12 protein-coding genes are annotated in these 19,494 nt (G+C 57.6%); 4 read left to right on the forward strand and 8 right to left on the reverse strand.

The features are described 5' to 3' along the window. Positions 1–18: 18 nt before the first annotated feature. The 5 genes from ACIGJB_RS27315 to ACIGJB_RS27335 form a co-directional block, all read right to left on the reverse strand. A complete protein-coding gene (locus ACIGJB_RS27315; RefSeq protein ID WP_483733091.1) occupies positions 19–813 on the reverse strand; it encodes a PDDEXK family nuclease in 795 nt (264 codons plus the stop codon). A gap of 247 nt (positions 814–1,060) precedes the next feature. After that, positions 1,061–2,071 carry a hypothetical protein gene (locus tag ACIGJB_RS27320; RefSeq protein ID WP_483733092.1) on the reverse strand — a complete coding sequence of 337 codons (1,011 nt, stop codon included), beginning with the start codon at positions 2,069–2,071 and terminating at the stop codon, positions 1,061–1,063. Positions 2,072–2,706: 635 nt separating this feature from the next. Then, complete coding sequence (locus ACIGJB_RS27325) at positions 2,707–4,146, reverse strand: TnsD family Tn7-like transposition protein (RefSeq protein WP_483733093.1); 1,440 nt, start codon at positions 4,144–4,146, stop codon at positions 2,707–2,709. Positions 4,147–4,161: 15 nt separating this feature from the next. Then, the gene (locus ACIGJB_RS27330; protein WP_483733094.1) at positions 4,162–4,902 is read right to left on the reverse strand and encodes a hypothetical protein; all 741 of its coding nucleotides are present in this window, start codon (positions 4,900–4,902) and stop codon (positions 4,162–4,164) included. 1,071 nt (positions 4,903–5,973) lie between these two features. Then, on the reverse strand, positions 5,974–6,558 hold the full coding sequence (locus ACIGJB_RS27335) for an HAD domain-containing protein (RefSeq protein WP_483733095.1): 585 nt from the start codon (positions 6,556–6,558) through the stop codon (positions 5,974–5,976). 186 nt (positions 6,559–6,744) lie between these two features. Between ACIGJB_RS27335 and ACIGJB_RS27340 the strand changes: the two genes are divergently transcribed. Further along, positions 6,745–7,272 carry a DUF6471 domain-containing protein gene (locus tag ACIGJB_RS27340; RefSeq protein WP_483733096.1) on the forward strand — a complete coding sequence of 176 codons (528 nt, stop codon included), beginning with the start codon at positions 6,745–6,747 and terminating at the stop codon, positions 7,270–7,272. Between the two features lie 908 nt (positions 7,273–8,180). Here the strand turns inward: ACIGJB_RS27340 and ACIGJB_RS27345 are convergent. Then, the gene (locus tag ACIGJB_RS27345; protein ID WP_483730391.1) at positions 8,181–9,440 is read right to left on the reverse strand and encodes an IS256 family transposase; all 1,260 of its coding nucleotides are present in this window, start codon (positions 9,438–9,440) and stop codon (positions 8,181–8,183) included. A gap of 1,793 nt (positions 9,441–11,233) precedes the next feature. Continuing rightward, a complete protein-coding gene (locus ACIGJB_RS27350; protein ID WP_483733097.1) occupies positions 11,234–11,512 on the reverse strand; it encodes a DUF1488 family protein in 279 nt (92 codons plus the stop codon). A gap of 95 nt (positions 11,513–11,607) precedes the next feature. On the opposite strand from ACIGJB_RS27350, the gene ACIGJB_RS27355 reads away from it, so the two are divergent. Continuing rightward, positions 11,608–11,916, forward strand: a complete 309-nt coding sequence (locus ACIGJB_RS27355; protein WP_483733098.1) for an H-NS histone family protein — start codon at positions 11,608–11,610, stop codon at positions 11,914–11,916. Positions 11,917–12,172: 256 nt separating this feature from the next. Here ACIGJB_RS27355 and ACIGJB_RS27360 read toward each other — a convergent pair whose 3' ends face one another. Continuing rightward, entirely contained in the window at positions 12,173–13,261 is a 1,089-nt protein-coding gene (locus ACIGJB_RS27360; RefSeq protein WP_483733099.1) for a restriction endonuclease, read from the reverse strand. 746 nt (positions 13,262–14,007) lie between these two features. Between ACIGJB_RS27360 and ACIGJB_RS27365 the strand changes: the two genes are divergently transcribed. Both ACIGJB_RS27365 and ACIGJB_RS27370 read left to right on the forward strand, forming a co-directional pair. After that, the gene (locus ACIGJB_RS27365) at positions 14,008–14,907 is read left to right on the forward strand and encodes an 8-oxoguanine DNA glycosylase OGG fold protein (RefSeq protein WP_483733100.1); all 900 of its coding nucleotides are present in this window, start codon (positions 14,008–14,010) and stop codon (positions 14,905–14,907) included. Positions 14,908–15,107: 200 nt separating this feature from the next. Further along, positions 15,108–19,322, forward strand: a complete 4,215-nt coding sequence (locus ACIGJB_RS27370; RefSeq protein WP_483733101.1) for a radical SAM protein — start codon at positions 15,108–15,110, stop codon at positions 19,320–19,322. Positions 19,323–19,494 lie beyond the last annotated feature (172 nt).

Genomic DNA, 19,494 nt, shown 5'->3' on the forward strand with positions numbered 1-19,494 from the left:
GCCGTCTCCTGCCGACCGCTAACGGAGCAGATGAAGATCCTTGTCTGGCCTGAGCGGCTTTGTATGGTCAATCCTGAGCATGCCAAAACTAACCGCGATGGCAAACAGCTGATGCGCTCTATCCGCTGAGATGCCGAGTTGCTTCGCTACGCGACTCATTACAGACGTCATGCGACCCTCCGTTGATCGGGTCATCAAGTAGCAGGCGAATAGCTTCGCCTCGTCGTACAGGCTCACCACATCCTGATCACGAATCGTTCGAAACATGACCTGGCAATTGGAAAGCTCATATCCTTGATACGGATTGCTGAGCATGAGTTGCCAAGTCCATCCGAGTTCCTCCAGCGCTTCTTGCTCGCGCTTCAGGCGTCTTTTATCTTTGTCGCCAAATGTCTCCTTGCTCGCCGATTTCACGGAGATCCCGTGATAATGCAGATGCGCCTCCGGTGGAAGCAGCAACGTGACGACAATATCGATCGTCATTTGCTCCGTCTTGTACAGACGTCGACCGCTTTTGACGGCGCGCTCAAATGCTCCCGGTTTCAGGATAGGATACTGGTCGCGGGTATCGAGAACATACGGATTGAAGGCCAGCGCAATCAACGGATAGAATTCCGTTTGAGCGAGGGACTCGTACCTTCGCTTAAACTTCATGCCTCTGTGCGTTGCACGCGTACTGATCAGCCTCTGTGTTCGCGCCTTCTTGGCAGCCTTGTAACCTTCGCCATGAAGCTGGCCGTTCACGTCCCACGGTGGCAGGATAATGTTCGGCGGCGTCACGAAAGGAGCCTTAGTCACCGCGAAGATGTCCATGGCATCCTCCTATCTACGAATGAGGTAATGCTCGCGTATGTCGATGACATACGGATTGACCGCCAGAACGGTCCCCAATGTCGCTCCGCCGGAGCAAGGGCATCGTAGCTGCGCTCAGAGCATCAGTCTGCTCGTTTCCTTTCAACTTAGCCTTTCTCGCCCCCTCGGCTTGTCGCACGCCCTGAGTACCTTCACCTAGGATCCGCACGCTTGAACCCTAGGGGGGGCGACATGATGTCAGTCAGCACTAAGACTGTGACAGCCTCCGGTTCCTTAACCGCCACTTCGTGAAGGCAGCATTGTCGCTGAGCCGCCTCACTTCTTTGTCAGCGAGGCAATCGACTCGGTCCTCCTCGCCCACCGGAATCTGCCTCAGGAATCCCCTTGCAACTTTCACTTTCAGGAGGCGTCGCCGATAGTCTTCGCTTGTCTCTTCGTACTTGAGCAGTGCCTCCTTTGTTTGGGGAAGCATCCCGCTGTCGAGCAGCCCCGCAAATGAGTTAATGGATGGGAATCCCTGCCGCAACTTCCAGGAGGAGAGCCGCCCTGAGAATCCGTTTGAGCGAAGTGCTGCGGGTCTACGTGCGATGTAGGCAGCCAGCGCTGTGTCGTGCCTGGCTACTTGTCCTGCTCTGTCGTGCACAGTGGCCGGCTCAATTCCAAGCTCTTTGAGACGAGCAAGAGTCAGTACCATTCTCTCCAGCCAGTTCAATCGTGCCATTAGTTCTGCATGCGTACTCCGCGGATACGTCTGCTTGATCTTTTTGTATTTGACGCCAAACTCACTCGCTCGCGCCACAACCTCCGCAAACTTTCTCTGCTTGTATGTCTCCCTATATGTCTTCCTGTATGCCTTCTTCTTACAATCGGCCCCCTCCTCCGGTCGAACGACCAATAGACTCGCGTCCTCGGAAGTCATTCTCTTCGAACGGAGAGCGTCGATTGCGTTTCGCCAACCACCAAATAGCGACATCAGAAGAAGTACGATTTCAATGGAATTCCTAGGAATGACACCATGCTTAATTCCTGCTAACTTCTTGCAGATTCCGGCATTAAGACCTGCTCTGTCCAACTTCACGGAATACGGCGTTTCTGTCGCGAAGTCATCCCACACTCTCCGATGAGTTACTCCGTCACCAATGATTCCCAGAATCTTCATCTGATTCTGAATCAGACGCCGTACTGTCTCAAATTTGAGTTCCGGCAAAACTGATGCATCAAGCATTGCAGCCCATGCAGAAGCGAACTCAATCTCCACCTCTTCCTGCGCTGAGTTCGCTGGTCTTATTGCCGGCACACGCTGATGGCCACACAGACACTCCAGACTTGGGCTGGATGTCATGAGGTAAGACCGCTTCGAGGATCCGCAGACTTCGCAATTGATCAGCAGCGGCTCCTGGTGTCGCCAACAGTACGTGACTTCGTTCAGAATGAATTGGATACGCCAGAACGCGTCTCCATTCGGTGTAACATCTTCTGCCAGACAGCTTTTGCACAGTGCAGGCCTCCATGCACTGTGATTTGGCATAGATCGGTGCCTCAATCCGCATAACGTAGCCGCCGCTTTGATTCTGCTATGGAGGTGATGTTGAATCAACTGTTCCTTAGCTTCGTCAGGGAGGATTCTTCCTAACGCTGGAACCAGAGTGTTATGGTCCAACATGGATAGTGCTGCTTCTTCGGAAAGCCCCAGGAAGAGACAGGCTCTGAGGATGTCATTCGGAAGCGCCCAACTCATTTCACGCCAGTAACGTTTTGGCCACCCGAAGTCATCCCGTTCCTCGAAAGCCGGTGCTATTGCGTAGCGCTGCGATCTGAAGTAGGTTGCAATTACCTCTCCTGGAAGTATGTCTCGGTACATAATTCTTAAAGCCATGTTGGCCTCCCGCGCTGCTACTTGAACTTCTCTGCATTTAGAGACGTACGCACAGTCTCCCAGCGGAGCTTCGCTACCTTGGAGACAGATGCCACGGAAATCAACTCATTGCGCTCGCGAAGCCGTGCAACGGCCCATTCGATACGTTCCTTGACGAATGCCTGTCGCGAATCAATGTGCTTCCGCATCCAGCTTTCGCCCGAAGCGGTTTGCTTTGCGTTAGCGAATATGGCCTCCCTCAGTCCGAGCCCCATGCGCATCCGATAGGCCGACCGAGAGGCAGGTAGCCCCGTCCGCGTGCAAGTGCTGCGTGGCGTTGATGCAGCCAGAACGCCGATCATCGTTTCCGAGTACCCCTCGTGGGCACGTTTGCGCAGGGGAACAATACGTTCGGGGAGGTGAGCATCAAGCCAACGCCCGTCGTTCGTGCGCATCCATGTGTACAGCCTCCACCTCCGCCTCCGAAGCATCGTCCTGGTTGCCGCGGGATGTTCCTCAAGCATCGTAAGCCACTCAGTCCGCCTTGCTTTTCTGAGGCTACTTGTCACTTGCTCCGACTGGGTGCATGGATTTCCTCGTGCAGCCGTCGATCGCGGCGCCGCGCAACCGTTGGAATCTTCAAGGAACCAGCGCATCAGAATCGCTAGCGCCGGTTGAACACCGGCCTGGTCAGGACGACGTATCCCGTGGCAAATTCGTCTTGCGACCACCGGGCTCTGAGCAAGTTCGGTAAGGCGACAGTCCTCAAAACCCGCCGAGAACTTCTTGGCGAAGTCTTCACTGATTTGTTCTGCAGCAAGCCTGTTCGAGGAATTGATGTACTTGCGCTCCACTAGCAACGCGCGCAATGGCTGTAGTGCATCCCCGTCAATGTCAGAGATGGCTGCCAGCCACGACTTTTCTGAGAATACGACGCTGTTTTCCCTACGCACGCCGTCAGCTCGGGTCCGACATCGCGACTCATACGTTGAGCAGGGGTAGGCGAGGACAAGCGGGACCAGGTGTTTTGGGCAATAGGTCACATACGGTAAGCATTCATGGCAATGCGAGATCTCTCGGCCGACAGTTGCAAGAGCCTCCTTTGTGCACTCCGGACACCTGAGTCCATACCGGTGCGTGGACTCCAAAAGTCCGGGAGCGTGTACCGTCGCGATGCATCCGGTGCCATGTATAAGTTGGCTTTCGACCCTCGCTGCGCGTGCCTGCGACAGACTGCTCTTCGCATAGTTCAGGAGGGAGTGCGCGCCCAACACCTGTTGTTCGCTTCCGTATATGCGCTGCGTCAGTTCACAAAAGCGAGCAACCCGGCATGGCACCGTATAGATGAGAGGGGCACATCGTACGAAGGCAATGGCCACAGCTCTTTGAATAGCTGCATCCCCTGTCGATGTGGCTGCGCTGCACAGCAGGTCGAACGCCGTCTCGCCGTCAGCAGCAGGAAAGAAGGTAGGGATCATGTTGCCCCCGATGGTTTACGACGCTTCCAGAGTTTCCTGAGATGGCAAAGGTATAGAGAGTTCAAGCGGCAGTATCGTCTTCATCATGAACTCGTACGGAAGCCAGTCCCCATGCCGAAGCATGCTTGCGCTAGTGAACTCTCCCTTTCCGTGCATTTGCACGATCGCTTTCAGATGCGGGATGTACAAAGACAATGATGGGACTGCTATCGTGCAGAAGTAAGTTTGCTCTAGTACAGTCAATCGTTTGCTTCGCATGTCTTCAGACACTGCGCGGCACGCACACACGGCTACGCCTGGGTGGCCCAAGGTCATGGCCCATAGAACTTCATATAGCCAAAGAGGCGGACGCTTTGCCTTGGCAAACGGAAAGCACAGCGCGAAGATGGCGTTGACCACCGCCTTCCATGACGTTGAGCCACACGCGAAAGGGCGGATATACCGCGGGCCCGTGGTGCACAGGCAGCCAATCGCGCCACTCTGGCTAGCGAGCCCCGTGAGCGCGCCCGGCGTGACGAAGCACACCACCGGAATCCCAGTCGTCCATGTGAACCGTCCAAGAGCGCTCCAAATCTTCATGGCGCGCTCGGACGTCGCTTCGCGAGTGTTGATTTTTTCCACGATGAGCAAGCCAAGGTTGGTCACGACTCCGTGGGCGCACAGTGCTGCTTCGATATGAAGTTCGCTAGCGCAACAGCGCGAGTTCCATTCGAGCTTGGCGTAGGGACCCAGAGCCGCGTTGATGGCGCAGAACATGTTGTAAAGGAATGCCTTGAGGCGCCCGTCCAATGGCCACGCAACCCGTAGGGTCCGAATCCGAATGAACTGTGAAGCCAAGCCACCGCTCTTGATGAGGAATTGTTCGAAGGGCGTTGAAGGCTCCCATTTTGTGCCTCTCCCGACGTACGCTTCAATGGCGTCGGCGAGCCTGGTCCGACCGCATTGTGCGGGAGCGCAAACTATGTAGCCCCTCGGGATATCATGCCTCGATTTCTGACTCTTCTTTGGAACCGAAAGGATTCTCAGTGGCCTGCTATCTGGGTCGGCCGGGTTTCGCGGTCGTTCCCTCAGGAACAGATTCGCATCAAATGCCCGCATTCGGTACTCTGGGTCATGTGGGCTTCTTGATTCGTACGAGGCCCAGACCAACTCCATCAGATCGGCTAGAATCCTTGCGTGAACATCGGTAGGTATCAGAAGCCGCGCAGCCAGTTCACTGTCCTTCGGTGACTGTTGGCCATTCATTGCTTGCCCGGGCTTGCCGAGCGACAGCAAGGCTTTCCTTGCCTCATCGACCGTCGGAATCTTTGGAAGACCCTTCAGAAACGGGTTTTCTGTTCCAACCACTATCACAGAGGCGGGGGCTTGGGGTACGTTGGAGTTTGTAGAAGTGGCCATAGTGAGCGACTCCAAACTGCTCTTGCGAGTGGCGAGTTCAGACACGCGCGACTACCCCTCAGCCGCGAAGGGTGATTCGATTCACTGGTTAGTCGCGCCGTACGAAGCGACATCGACACGTCAGGGCCAGTGCCCGCGCAGCCGCACGTGTGAACAGAGACAACGGAGCTTACCGCCGGAAGGCCGATCATCGGACCCGACGGCGGTCCCAACACCATGTTACGCAACGAGGGGAAGTCCGCGCGGCGTCACCGAGCAGTGAACTCTGAAGTCTTCCAATTAGTCTTTCGATTCATTGGTTTTGTTCCTCCTACGTTTTATGGCGTCTTTTTCTTTTATTTTAAATAGAAAAGTGTCGAAATCGGCGTCCACGATGCAAAGTTGAAGTTTTACTAAATTGCTCTATAGTAAAAAATTAATTTTCTTTTACTAGTCTAGGCACGTAGATTCGTGCCATGCAAATAGACGGCTCGCGTCAGCTTGGTTCACTGCCCCGGAGGGGCGCACGTTTCTGTGAACCGTACAATCCCCCCTCAGTAGCGACGAAAGCCGCTCTTTGGCACCCGCCACAGCCAGACCATGCCATTCGTCTACGATGCACGAGCAATCTGCTAACGCTGCCGTGGCCTGACCGAAGTCACAATCGAGAAGGACCGGATGTTCTGGCCTCCTCCGCCTGAGGTCTTCGTCAAGCCAGCCTCTCCGCGGTCCGGTCATCGTCAAGCGAGCACGTGGACCTTTAATGCTTCTCCACGTTGCGCCAATGACTTTGGTCCGCACCGACTCAGGAAGCATCTCGATGGCCGCGTGGTATCCCAACAGTGGCACCCACCAGTTGTGCAGCACGATTGCCGCGTCAGGATATGCATCGATCACCGACTCCAGAATGCAGTTGTTCTCAAAGAGCGTGTGCCCGCTTGCACGCAAACGCGGCAATCGTTGTCCATAGAATGAGACTAGGTTCGGATGCAGTACACCTTCGAAGCCCAGATAGAGAGTTGCGCAATTGCCCATGGCGACTCCTCTTTCAAAAAACCATCTTTACTCGCAGGGCGCACAGTAAGGCTTTGGAACGTCTACAATGGTTTGACATAGACAGCCCATCATGTCGGATGCCCATGCGCATGGTTATTCAATTGCGCTCGCTGTCTAGGTTTCACGCACCTTACTATTCGACTTCATTCAAAAGGAAGTCAAAAATTGACCCATACGAGTACGCCATGGTCTCGACTGGCCGCACGGACTGCTCGCGCGATTCTTGCGCGCAAAGACGTATCAGTTGATGAATTCACCAATAGAATTTCCGCTATGGGTGTGCCAGAGACGTTCCGAGGTGCTGAGAGCAAGTTCCAACGCGGGACATATAGCCTCGCTTACTTCCTCTTGCTCCTACACGCAGCAAACTCTGAGTTCCCTAGGCATTGGGCGAAATTTATCGACTCGGATGAGTCATGGGAAGCCGCTGCTAGCCATGTATTTCTCCATGAACTAAGGCGCCAAGACCTTAGCATCGAAGAGCTGTGCTGCCGGCTTGAGACAGTCGGCGTCCATGCTCGCCCTGAGAAACTCGCCGCTCAGATCGCAAGTGGTGGATTCCCGTTCACGCTGGTGCTGCAAACGGCCTCGGTGGCGCCAATTCCGGAGTTCATCCGGTTCGTAGACCAGAGCGACCTTGCTGAGGCAGCCGGCATTTCCAGCGCGATGAACAAAAAGCAGAGCAACCGATGATTCGAGTGCTCCTCAGTTGACCAACATTGTGATGGCGAGATAAGACGTTTGTCCCATGCCAGCGAGACAGAATGTCACTGAAGGGAATGCGAGGTCGGGAGGAGTTCTATTTGGTGACCTCAGTAGGTGCGTTGTGTTACGCACCTACAATGTACTTCGTCACAGCAAAAAATCAAGCGGATTCTTCATAGAATTCTGAGATGTGTCGGCTCGCCGCGGTGTAAAGGGAATCCAGATAGAGTGACCCAGCATTGAGGCGATTGGCAAGCACATGCGTGACGTCCTCCGTCGCTAAAAGACTCTCGTCAAACACTGCCAAGAGTGAGACCAGATCCGCCGCGCTAGAAGCTGCTCCTGGTTCGCCTAGCATCAGATACCTCGAGCGGTTGCTGGCGACGGCGACTTGCAGGGTTACGTCGATTCGAATGATCGGCGGAGTTGCCCAGATCTCCTTTCGCTGACCGATGCGGCCTGTCAAGTGAAGTGTCCCGCGGTAGGTGCGAAGCAGTCGCCAATCTCGGATGGTTGTGCACCCCTCGCAAGACGAGGTTACTCTGCCCTCGCCGGCGAGCGCGAGGCGTCTTGCTGGCCTATTCGCGCTCAAAACGGGCCGGCATTTGTGGAGTACATGACTGTCCATACCAACTCCTTTGAGTTACTCAGCAAGAATGCTGAGGACGTACCTTCCAGTGATCGGCTCCGCTGCCGCAATGTCGTTCTATTAGTGGGGCAACATGTTGGCAGCTGGCGCGGCGTCGGTCGGGATAGTCAGAGCGAGGAAGTTCCCGGCTGCTGGGTTTCCGATGCCGGATCGTCTTGCCGCGCTTCGTAATCCGGGCCTGTCAGCGTTTTTGTGTTCAGGGCAGTTAAAGGCGCACCGTCGACTTAACCGGTGAGCCAGCATTATCTCAGTGATGCGGGTGGGTAAAGCGTTCCTCATAGAGAATCGCAAACTGGTTCATGGCAGCCTTCCAGTCATGCGTTGAGCTGCCCCACTTACCGGTGATGTTGCGCAGGGCCAGCCATAGCAGCTTCGTTGCCGCCTCGTCACTGGGGAAGTGCCCCCGAGTCTTGATGATCTTACGTAGTTGCGCGTTGATGCTCTCGATCGCGTTCGTCGTGTAGATGATCTTGCGGATCGCCGGTGGGAATGTAAAGAACGGGATCACCTGATCCCAGGCGCGACGCCAGGACGCGGCGATCGGGGGGTATTTCTTAGCCCATTCGCTCTGCTCGAACGCCGCCAGTTCGGCCAGCGCCGCCTCAACAGTGGGCGCGGTGTACACGGGCTTAAGCGCCGCAGCCACGGTCCGGCGCTCTTTCCAACCGGCGTAGCTCAAGCTGTTTCGGATCAGATGCACGATGCAGGTCTGTAGCGTCGTGGCCGGGAACACCGCGTTCAGGGCCTGTTCCATGCCCTTGAGCCCGTCGGTCACTGCAATCAGGATGTCCTGCGTGCCACGGATCTTCAGGTCGTTGAACACCTTCATCCAGAACTTGGCGCCTTCGGTGCTCTCGATCCACAGGCCCAGGATGTCGCGCGTGCCGTCGGGCAGCACGCCCAAGGCCAGATAGACGGCCTTGTTGCGTACCACGCCGTCCTCACGCATCTTGACCCGCAGCGCGTCGAAGAACACCACCGGGTACATCGCCTCCAGCGGGCGGGCTTGCCAGGTGGTGACCTCGTCCATGACTGCATCAGTTACAGAACTGATGAATTCTGGCGACACCTCGGTGCCGTACTGTTCGGCCAGAAACGCCTGGATCTCGCGCACGGTCATGCCGCGGGCGTACATGGCGACGATCTTGTCGTCGAACCCGGTGAAGCGTCGCTCGTGCTTGGGAATCAGGATCGGATCGAAGCTGCCGTCGCGGTCGCGCGGAATATCCACTCGCAGCGGCCCGTCCTCGGTCAAAACCGTCTTAGCACTCTTGCCATTGCGTTGATTGGCTGTGCCGGCTGGGCGCTCAGCGCCAGCCGGGTAGCCCAGATGATGACCGAGTTCAGCGCCCAAGGCCCGCTCGATCAGGGCCTTCTTGAATGCCATTGAGGCGTCCTGCACGGCCTCGGCAGTCATCGGGCCCTTTACGAAATGGGCGATCAGATCCTCGGGAATGATCGGCAGCTCACGATCGGCGGCCTGACTCGTCTTGTTTCTACGTGGCATGACATGCTCCTTGGCGACATGTTATGCCCTAAACACAAAATTTCTGACAGGCCCCGTAATCCGGGCTGACATTCTTTTCGGATTTCACCTCATTGACCATCTTCCATAATGACCATGTGTGCATTGCAGCGTCATCCCGGCCTGAGGGACCCTGTAGGACGTATCTCCGACCACTTTGCGTGGTGCCCGTTCTCGACTCTCTATCGAATGTCACGATTGCCGAGCTGACTCTTCCGCTCGCGCGCTCAATGTTCTGCCCAACAAAGTGGTGTTCGCCGCGTTCTGTCTCAAAAACACGCCACTTACGAAGAACTATCTCCGGCTCCAGCTCTACGGGCGGGACGCTCCAGATTGGCATTACCAACTCCTTGCCGCTTACTTGCCAGAAGAGCAATCGCTTATCCGAAGACACGCGGACTACCGACGTCCACACACGAAGTTGGGCGCCAAGCGTACGCGTGTTCAGAACGAACAAATTTGTCCTGGTATTGGATGCTGGCGAAACGGATTGAGTGGAAGGCAGTGGTCCCAGATGTCTAGTTCTATTTCTTGAGGGCCACCAGGGAGCAACCATATGGTCGCTCGCCTTCAGTGTAGCCACTTCATTTGGCGTTTCAAGGCATGAATTTCTCGCGGAAGGCGTCTCGCGGAACGCTCGGTGTCTAGCCGAGCGATGGGCACTAAGGTGTCTCTGTAGGGGCCGCTAGTCATTGGCGGGCGACAGCATGCGGGAAACCACTGGCCGCCACATCCTAAGAACATTGCCGAGGGACTATTGCTCTTGTCGTTACACGCCGAACTCGCGCGACAGGTTCCAATTCAAGCCTCGCGGCGCCGTATGCAAAGGCCAGTTCCAAGGCGGTCCACACAACATTGCATCTCGCCCATTCAGGCCATTCCTGCGGAAATCATCACAGCAGGCCATCGCACAGGCTGTCGCCGAAATGACCCGCTCGGACCGGGACATGCTCTCTCAAGACATCCGCGGCACGAATCGTGCCGGTTCCCTGCGCCCAATAGTCGCCGCCAAGACATGTCGTACACGCCACATCTGAGCATCTTCCATTATGAGGACGGTTCGCTATACTACCCACTGTATATTTATACAGTGGTCACCGGATTCAAACCATGCTCCCTGAACCTGCGAATTGCCCGTTGTGCGGCGCGGCTGCGGAACGGATACGGTCGTCCCCGCTACGCGGGTTCAGGTTCACCTGCCCGGCGTGCGGCTCGTTCGGCATCGAGTCCGCTGCGCTGGCGAGCTTGGTCTTCCCCGCGTCGACGCACCAAGACGTCGCTCCGTTGCGCGCGTATGGACATCTCCAGCGCGATAGGCTCGGCGTCCGTGTTGGCCCTGGCCGGGTTTAGTGCAATCGCGTTGGGGAGATTCATCGGATAGCAGTCGCTACAGGCGCTGGCTGACCGAAGTAGCGGGATGGAGGAATAGCATCGTGGGTAATAGCCAACTGGCTTCAAAGTGCCATCTTCGAGGGGACAGCCTCAACGAGCCGCCATCGCTTGGAGCAAACGGCATCCTCGCACGCATCCCTGGGCAGTATGTTTCGGCCGTCTTGAGTCTGCTGCCACGTGCATCGACGCAGCAGCTCCATCAAGAGGTCGAAATGGACGCGGGACCGGCAGGGAGAGTTCGCTCCTTCGCGAAGCTGATGCGAGCCCGACACCACCGACACTCGCACTATTTTTGGTCGGTGTACCGAGCGGAGCCGGTGAACGTCGATAATCCGCTCTGAGTTGTCCCGCGCTTGGTCGAAGTGGCCTGAACCTGAGTTAGGCTAGAGGTTGCTGGACGTCAGGACTATGCAGTGGTCGCTTGGCACGCTTCGACTCCTGGCCGCAGCATCTCTGATGCGTTGCCATCCATGCATGAACGCGCCGAGAATTTCTCGACCCCTATCCTCAGCGGATAGGCCTGCAAGCGCAGGACCGAAATGGTCCTCCAAGGCTTCACTGCTAACCGCAAAGATTTGGTTGTACCCACCAATTTGATACTGGAACTGGACGCCAATGTCGTCATCGATGCTGACCACTTCAACTGCAACGGGGTAGACCATGGCCTCCTCCGAACGTATATCAATGGCGGTAGAATACCCTTGATGCTGTAGCTAGTGATGCCTCTGTTCAATGCTAACGTGAGCGAATCCTAACGATGCTCAGTCTCAACACCTCCAACTCGCCTCTCGTTGAACATCTCTCAGATGCGCAACTACTACGGGAGCGCGCGGCCGCAATTCTCTGGGTAAAATCTCAGATGGCCAAGCATGGCATCGCCATCGACGACCTGATTGCCGCTGACTGCTTTGCTGCAATCACGCCGAGTGACAACCGCCAGAAGGCCCATGTCGTTCGCTACAGAGACGCGGAAGGTCATAGCTGGGACGGCCGCGGCAGCCGCCCCGAATGGCTTCAGCGCGCAGTGAACGCCGGCCAATCGGTGGACCATTTCAAGGTTGCGTGAGGTTCGCGAGAATGCTGCGACTCAGCATCGACCAACTGTAGCAATATCGTGATTGTGCCGTGGAAAGTCCTAACGCGGAATCCACCCGCTGGCAAGGACGCTCATCTGCTTCCCTGTGCAACTAGCAATTGACGCAATGCGGAACTCCACTGCACCTGCCCGCATCGCGGCGCAGTTGACCGTCATACTTCACGGCAAACCCGGCGTTCAGGCGAGAACCAGCTGGCTTCATGGGCGCCCCCGGTGCCACACCGACTTAGGCGGCACGTGGAAGCCTAACCCTGCATCCCTTCCGGTAGTTGTGACAACCCCAAAAAGACCCGCCGTCGCCCTGACGGACCACCATCTTTACGCCGCAGGCTACACAGGTTGGAGTCTGGTAGTCACCTTCAAACGCCCGCGCCAACAATTCATCTCGCTTTTCAGCATCCAAGGCGTTAATACGTTCAACAATGCCCGCACCGTCCAGCAACTGAATGCCTGCTTCTTTGGCGTAGTCCTGGACCGGCTGGCCGATGAAACCTGCCAGCGACCAGAAGATGCCCCGCCTAACCCTCTTTGAATGCATGACGCCGCCAAGCGCCCGGACCGGTTCCACCTTGACCGGTGCACGCCACGCCTTGCACTGGACCAATGCAATGGGATCAGACTTCCCCTTCATGTACAGGGTCGCATCGACTCCACCATCAGCCCCTTGCGGCACCGTATCGACAGTGAAGCCCATAGCTTCGTAGTACCACACGCACAGCATCTCAAACCGCTTCCATTCAAGTTGTTTGAGTGCATCGACGGACCATTCCATCTCTGCCAATGGATCAACCTCTGCCTCTGCTGCTTCCTCCGTCTCCGGGACATCCTGACCCGACTGATCAGCGGTTGTGCCAAGCAATTCGTGTGCAGCGAACGTGGGCACCACGAACACCGCCAGCATTGATCCGAGACTGGTCTTAGCGGCGTCAGTCAAATCATCGCGGTTGACTTCCCGCTCTTGCCACACAACTGTTCGCGCCAGTGGCATGCCCGCTTCCATCAGATCAGTCTGGCTTTCGCACCCACCAGTTACCTTGCCTACCAGGTAAGTGCGGTTGGCTGGCGAGTATGTGACAATCAAGTCGTCCACACTGACTTCATTCATGAAGCGCCACACCTGCGACGCAACTGAAACCGCCACCTTTTCTTTCGTTTCCGGCGCTATGGTTAGGTGCAGTTTGGCCAGTTCCTTCTTCGTCATACCCGCCTTGGCATGGTGAGCAAGCTGCGTCCATCCGATAGCGGCGATCCCGCTATTGCGAAAATCCTCGTAGAGACGGCCGCCATCGGCCCGGATCATCCACATCTTGCTCATAAAATCTCCCTTAGCCCAATTTGAACGTAGTCCGGCCACATACATGACCGTTTATCAGTGCCCCAATAATACAAAAGCCGCCTTGAGTCGGCGGCTTTCGTGGTGGTGCATCGAGCAATCAGTACAGCAGTTGGCCGCCAGCCATCTGTTCAAAGTGGTGGACCGATTCTAAGCAGAGAGCCCCGCCTACCGAGATCGGAGAGCAACCTGCCTGCGCGGAAAATTTGAGTCATCTGAAGGCGCGGTTCCAATGACCGAGTTGGCGGAGGAGCAGCCGCCTATTAAGCACCGAAAGGACAGAGACTCCTTTGCCACCGCAAGGCTTTTGGCTCCGATTAACGTCGCTTCAGTACGCCTCCGAGTCGCGAAGAACCGCCAATTTCCAAGGAGCGGATAGCAAGCTGGACGCTCACCCTGCTCCTCGAGGAAGAGGTCGCCTGTGGGTTGTCCGGCGGGCGCTTGACTGTTTGCCAGGCGTTTCGATAGACTTCCGCTCCCGAGGTGAGCACGCAACGACACTGTTCACCCAGTCCATTCACGCCGGGGTGACCTTGATCGCAAGAGGTTCACGCCAACTGGACGGCCCAGGATCACCTGGGTATCCCGGCTAGATAGTGCCTCGGTACGGATTTTCTGCAGTGCTGATCGACCGTCAGCACCGCAGAGAGTCTTTACCGATGGCAATCTGACGCGGTGGCGGCCGCAATCTGAAGCCATCGATTTCTTCCCAATCTAGGAGATTCACGATGGCTTCGTTGCATTCTGACGCCGGCATTCCTGCCAACCACTGGCACCAGGCCACCCTCGACACGCTGATCGCACAGGATGATCCCCGTGCTTGGCGGGGGTACAGCACCGAAGCGTGGGCCCGGTCCTGGGGAAACCACGCGCTGGCCGCCCGTTGCGCGGCGCACCCCGAGCTACGCTGCAAACTCAGCCGCGACGAGACGTGGATGGCCTGCCATAACGAAACAATCGACCCCGATCTTCGCGCCTACACGGCTCTGGCATACGGCGGCGCCAACATGGGGCCCGGCAGGGAGAACAACTGGAGGGTGGCCGAATCCATGCCGAACCTGCTGCCGCTGCTGGCCGAGCTGCCCACGCTTACGCGGGCAGAAGCCTATGAGCGCTTTCGCCAACTGCGCCGACGGCGCTTGCTGCGCGGCATCGGGCCGTCGTTCTTCACCAAGATCATGTACTTCTTCGGCTGCAAGGGCGCCTACATCCTGGACCAGTGGCTCGCCAAATCGATCCTGGCCCTGCGCGCGCAGAACTGGCGCGCTGGCGCCGACGGGGAGCCGGTCTTCGAGCTGATCGATGGCAACGGCATCCGCCTGTCCTTCGGTAAGGGCGAAGGCATCCGGGACTCCGTGAGCGGGCTCGACTACGACTTCTTCTGCCGCGAGCTGGAGGCGCTGACCGAGAAGCTGTGGCTGCCCGACGGTGCCGAGGTCGAGCGCTGGGTCTTTGCCACGCCGCAGTCTGACTGGCGCCTGTTCCTCGACACGCTGGACTGGACCTCTCCGGGCACCCACAAGAAGCGGCGCGACGCCGCGGCGCGGTACCTCGCGTCGCGCCGGGCCCTGTCCGCCGAAGTCGCAGCTATGTCGTTCCAGATCACTGCGCATGGCTTGTCGCGCTGATCCCAAGGCTTCGACACCTCGATGCATTCATCATGCGCTCTATGTCAGAATGGCGCGAAACGCGCCATACCGATTTGCGCCTGCTGAAATGAACAATAATCTGGCGGCTGGTTACGGCAAGAAGCAGAAGACACAGGCGGTCAGAAACGGCCCGTGTGGCAAGTGGGTTCTGCCGTCAAATGAACAGGGAGGAGAGAGAATTGGCCTACATCGTTGTCTGTATTGCCACCGCTTGGGGCAGCGCGCATGGTGGCATCAACGTGGTCAACACGGGGTTGGCGCGAGGCGCCGCCAACATTCTTCCCAAGGGCGGCCGGTGCATTTGCGTCGTTGAGGAGGCGTTGAAGACAGCCACTCCCTTGAAGGTCGAGGTCATCAGTCCTAGGACCTTTGAGGCCGACGTGGTTCTGGAGGCCGTTCTCAAAGAGGTTCTGAAGACGCCGCTGCCCGATATTGAAGGGCTGCTAGTCATCGGGCATGACCTGAAGACGGGTCAATTGGCCATCGACTGCGCCAAGGATCTGCAGATTCGGCTGGGCCGCGACACGTCGGTGAAGTCGGCAGTGATCAGTCACATGGACTACGCCGAATACTCGCGACGCAAGGGCCAGTCGTTGCCTAGCGTCTTCGAGAAGTCGCGCAGGCAGCACGCCGTTGTCTCTGCCGCCGACTTTGCCTTTGCCATCGGGCCACTGCTGGCCGATGGATTTCAGAAGGCGCGTCGCGATCGTAAGGACCGGGTCTTTGCACTGACACCTGGGAGTTCAACCATCAGGGCACAAGCCGAAGGCGATGGAGCGCTTAGTTTCTATATGAGCGGCAGACTAGGCCTCGAGGACGACCCAATCAAGAACGGGGTGCTGGCAGTTCGCGCTGTGAAAGCTGCCTATGTCGCGGAAAGGTCGAGTGCAACCCCTGGGCGCTGGGCGCTGCGTGGGCACTTCAATGTGTGTGGTGTCGATCCCGAGAAGGACGGCGAACTCATCGACGTGTTGAAAAGGGACGTCCGGGAGGACGCCGCTTTTGAACTGGAACCGATACCATTCACGAACCGGCAGGAAGATCTGCATGACTACGTCATCAACGCTGACGTGGCGCTGATGCCGTCATGGCACGAAGGCTTCGGGCTGGCTGGATGGGAGGCGCTTTGTGCAGGCGTTCCATTGGTCTGCTCTACTCAATCCGGCCTAGCTGTCCTGGTCGGTCAGCTTCGGGATCGGTTCCCAGACTCGGATTTTTCTGGGGTGCTTCCCGTCGTCATGGCAGGCGGATCACCGGCCGGGCACCCCTCCGAGCAGGACACGAATGCGCTGCGCGATGCAGTTCAAAAGATGGTGCACGAGTACCCGGCCCGCAAGAAGGCCGCGATGGAACTTGCGCCACTCATCAGGCAGTTGTTCACCTGGGAAGGCTGTGCTGCCGAGCTCCTGGCCAATGCCAAGTGGCCATGGGCGAACCCGCGAGACTGGTTTCAGCGTCAGTTGGCCGCGCAGCGAGCGGTCGATAGTCGAGACGGGGCCGCTGGCGCCGAAATGATATTGACCGCGCTGGAAGCGTGCCAATCCGGGCATGTCGAGCGCGACTGGGGCCAGGTTTGTTCCGCGATGAACTTCTTCAGCGATGTCGGCGCCACTGCGACCATGAAGGATCGGCGGGAATTCAAAACGGCATTGGAGACGATAGGGAAGGCGATCTCTGAGGCATTGGCCGGTCATGTCAAAGCAGGCGGACTGCCGATTCTCGACACGGTGTTCCTCGATCTGTGTTGGAGATTCCTGGCCGCCGCCACCAAGCTGTCGAAGAACTTCGGCGACTTCAAAGCACTCCTGCCTGACGTGATGCGCGACCGCATATTCGTGGATGGGTTCCTGCGCAAGGAACTGCTCTTTTACTTGTCGCGCTATTCGGCCGACTTTGACGGTCGGTTCGATGACCAGGCCAGAGATTTCCTTGAACCCCTGGTCAAGTATCTCCCGCACGATCGTGCGTTGCGCATTCGTGTGGCTCGCCTTTGCGTGGCCAATCCCAACCTCAAACGCGTGATCGACACGGAAACGCTCCCAGACTTCGCCGAGGAATCAGCGCGATGTGCGAGGGCCATGGCAAGGCCGTTTGACATCGGTGAACTGCTTCAGCGTGAGGCCGACATTGCACCTACAGCGCTGGCGCTGTTCAGCTTGAAACCCGACGCCGCGCGACAGTCGATGGAACAGCCGATCGGGTTTTTCAACCGGCTGGACCCGAAGAATGATGTGACCAAGACCTGGCGTGGCGACAAGCGGCTCGCGGCGGGGATGATCACAGTATCCATCTCGAGTGCGCATGTATTCCATGTGCTGGAGGCGATGGCCAACGATGAAGAAGAGGCCATCCGATGGGCCGCGCTTGACCTCGCCTTTTCTCCTGTGCTGCGCGTCCGTTTGGCGTCGTCGGATGCGTTTTCAGGCTCTGGCCGCACACTATGTGCCGAGCTTGGCAAGATTGTTGATATTGCCGTCTCGTTCGATGGCGGGCATCCCTGGCTGACTCGGGAGTTCTTGCACCACTACCGCGAGGAGCACAGTTCGAAGGATCCGTGGCCAGCTCAGCTGGCAAAGTTCACGTTGACGGACTTCCCCAAGTCGAGGGAGCTATTTGGGCCCAGCGTGGGGCATGAAGGCGGCCCATTGGGCCGCCAGATGCATCCCGAAGTCATTGACGCACGCGAACGCGCAGCTGAGTTCGTCAAGCGAGTGCTGTTGGTCCTGCCACCAATCTCCGTCCAAACCGATGCAGGTAGGGCAGCATCGAAAACCAGCACACCTCCTCTTGGCCTCGGGCTGTTGGCAACCCACATTTCGAATCTTGGGCATGACGTCCACCTGGTCGACTGCCACCGGTTCCCGCACTTGGCCACCGATGTATTCAATCGAGCCAAGACGTTCAACCTGATCGGTTTCAACACGGTTATCAGCACGGTTCGGTCTACTCGGCAGATGCTCAGCCGGATCCGCAACGCGACTGGACGACCTGTTCTGGTGGTCGGCGGGCCTGCGGCCAACCTTGACGGCTGGCAGTTCTCGGCCATAGATGAGGGCGACCGAGACAACTGGGATTTCGCGATCTCCGATGACGCCGTTGGCAACCTCGAGCTGTTGGTGGAGGCGCTCAAGACGCCGACCCCCTGGCCGCTGAGCAATGGGTTGGTTGCGAACCCGCACAGCAGCTTCGTCGCCCTGCGCGACGTTGAGGCACTGTCCGTGGCCGCCATTGCGGGCGTGGACAAGCCGGTCAGGGACTTGGGCTGGATGAAGATCCAACTGGACCGGAGGCTGTACGCTGGTCCTGAGGGGCAGTACGAGCCAGGCAGGACACGGGATGTGAAGGGTCGCGTTCACGAGGCCCATGTGGTGATGTCCAAGGGCTGCGACTGGAACTGCAGCTTCTGCACCGAGCGACGAAGTCTGAGCAAAGGCGAGCGTCGGCGCGAGGTCGACTCCATCTTGGAGGAAATACGCCAGCTCGCGGCTTCGCATCCCAATCTGCGAATTCAGTTCATCGATGACAACCTGCTCCCTCAGATCGCATCGCCGGAAAACGCAGGGAGCGTCCGAGTGAAAGAAGGAGTTGCCTGGGCCGAGCGGTTCCTGAATGGACTTGCAACAATCCGACGCGAGCGGAGCGGCAGCCTGACTTGGCGCGGCATCTTTAGGCTTGAGGACTTCGACGCGTACGAAGCGCAGGGCGAGAGGGGTGGGTTTGTCAACCTTCTCTCTGCGGCGGGCTGCAACATGTTGGCGTTCGGCGTGGAGTCGGGCAATGCAGCGCGACGGCACAGCATCAAGGCAGGTGGTCGTAAGTTCACGAATCAGGTGATCAGGAATCTGTTCAGGAGACTTCGCGACGAAGGAATCTTTACCAAGGCCTACTTCATCATTGGTGGCCACAAGGAAAACGCACGCCTGGCAAGGGAGACAATTTCGTTTGCGGTATCGTCGGGCGCAACGCTGGCCTACTTCGCGCTCTACAAGGACTTTGTCCGAGCACAGAAGCAACTGAGCCGCGATCGCGGGTTGCGTGATCCAGTGACGGAGAGCCTACTTGACTACGAGCAGATGCTGTCGGGATGGGACGACGCGTTCACGACGCGCAAGCACATTGTGGCGGCCTCGGTCGCAGCGAGCCTTTCCGAGCCGGTAGACGCGGTTGAACGGCGCACCTATCAGCAGCTCGCACGCCTGGGTTTTCGATTTGAGGATCTCGTGAAGTACAACGACTATCACGCCAAGGAGGGACCCGCCGGCGAGGTGTTGAATGAGGTTACGTGGAACAAGCCCGACCAGTACTTCGCGATGGTGGAGAAGGCGTACCGGACCTTTTATTTGCGACGAGATTTCGTGTCGGACTTCAAGCAACTCGTCGCCGCGGGCTACTAGATCTGATCAGTCGCGACAATGTTGAGCACCCCCTATCGAGAGCAGTCAACTACGCCTGTGAATTGCTCGCCAGAAAGCTGCCCTTAAGAATGCATGGCGTCCTGTGGCTTCGTCCTGCAAAGAACCCGCAGCGAGCAAACCTACAGGCTGGCTGAGGAGCGTCCCGCGATGG

The sequence above is a fragment of the Cupriavidus sp. C2SS-8b genome (assembly GCF_057073745.1).

What these genes read in the sequence shown, in the direction of transcription:
- ACIGJB_RS27315 (WP_483733091.1), bottom strand. Translation starts at nt 813, where the DNA reads ATGGACATCTTCGCGGTGACTAAGGCTCCTTTCGTGACGCCGCCGAAC.
- ACIGJB_RS27325 (WP_483733093.1), bottom strand. Translation starts at nt 4,146, where the DNA reads ATGATCCCTACCTTCTTTCCTGCTGCTGACGGCGAGACGGCGTTCGAC.
- ACIGJB_RS27330 (WP_483733094.1), bottom strand. Translation starts at nt 4,902, where the DNA reads ATGTTCTGCGCCATCAACGCGGCTCTGGGTCCCTACGCCAAGCTCGAA.
- ACIGJB_RS27335 (WP_483733095.1), bottom strand. Translation starts at nt 6,558, where the DNA reads ATGGGCAATTGCGCAACTCTCTATCTGGGCTTCGAAGGTGTACTGCAT.
- ACIGJB_RS27345 (WP_483730391.1), bottom strand. Translation starts at nt 9,440, where the DNA reads ATGCCACGTAGAAACAAGACGAGTCAGGCCGCCGATCGTGAGCTGCCG.
- ACIGJB_RS27350 (WP_483733097.1), bottom strand. Translation starts at nt 11,512, where the DNA reads ATGGTCTACCCCGTTGCAGTTGAAGTGGTCAGCATCGATGACGACATT.
- ACIGJB_RS27355 (WP_483733098.1), top strand. Translation starts at nt 11,608, where the DNA reads ATGCTCAGTCTCAACACCTCCAACTCGCCTCTCGTTGAACATCTCTCA.
- ACIGJB_RS27360 (WP_483733099.1), bottom strand. Translation starts at nt 13,261, where the DNA reads ATGAGCAAGATGTGGATGATCCGGGCCGATGGCGGCCGTCTCTACGAG.
- ACIGJB_RS27365 (WP_483733100.1), top strand. Translation starts at nt 14,008, where the DNA reads ATGGCTTCGTTGCATTCTGACGCCGGCATTCCTGCCAACCACTGGCAC.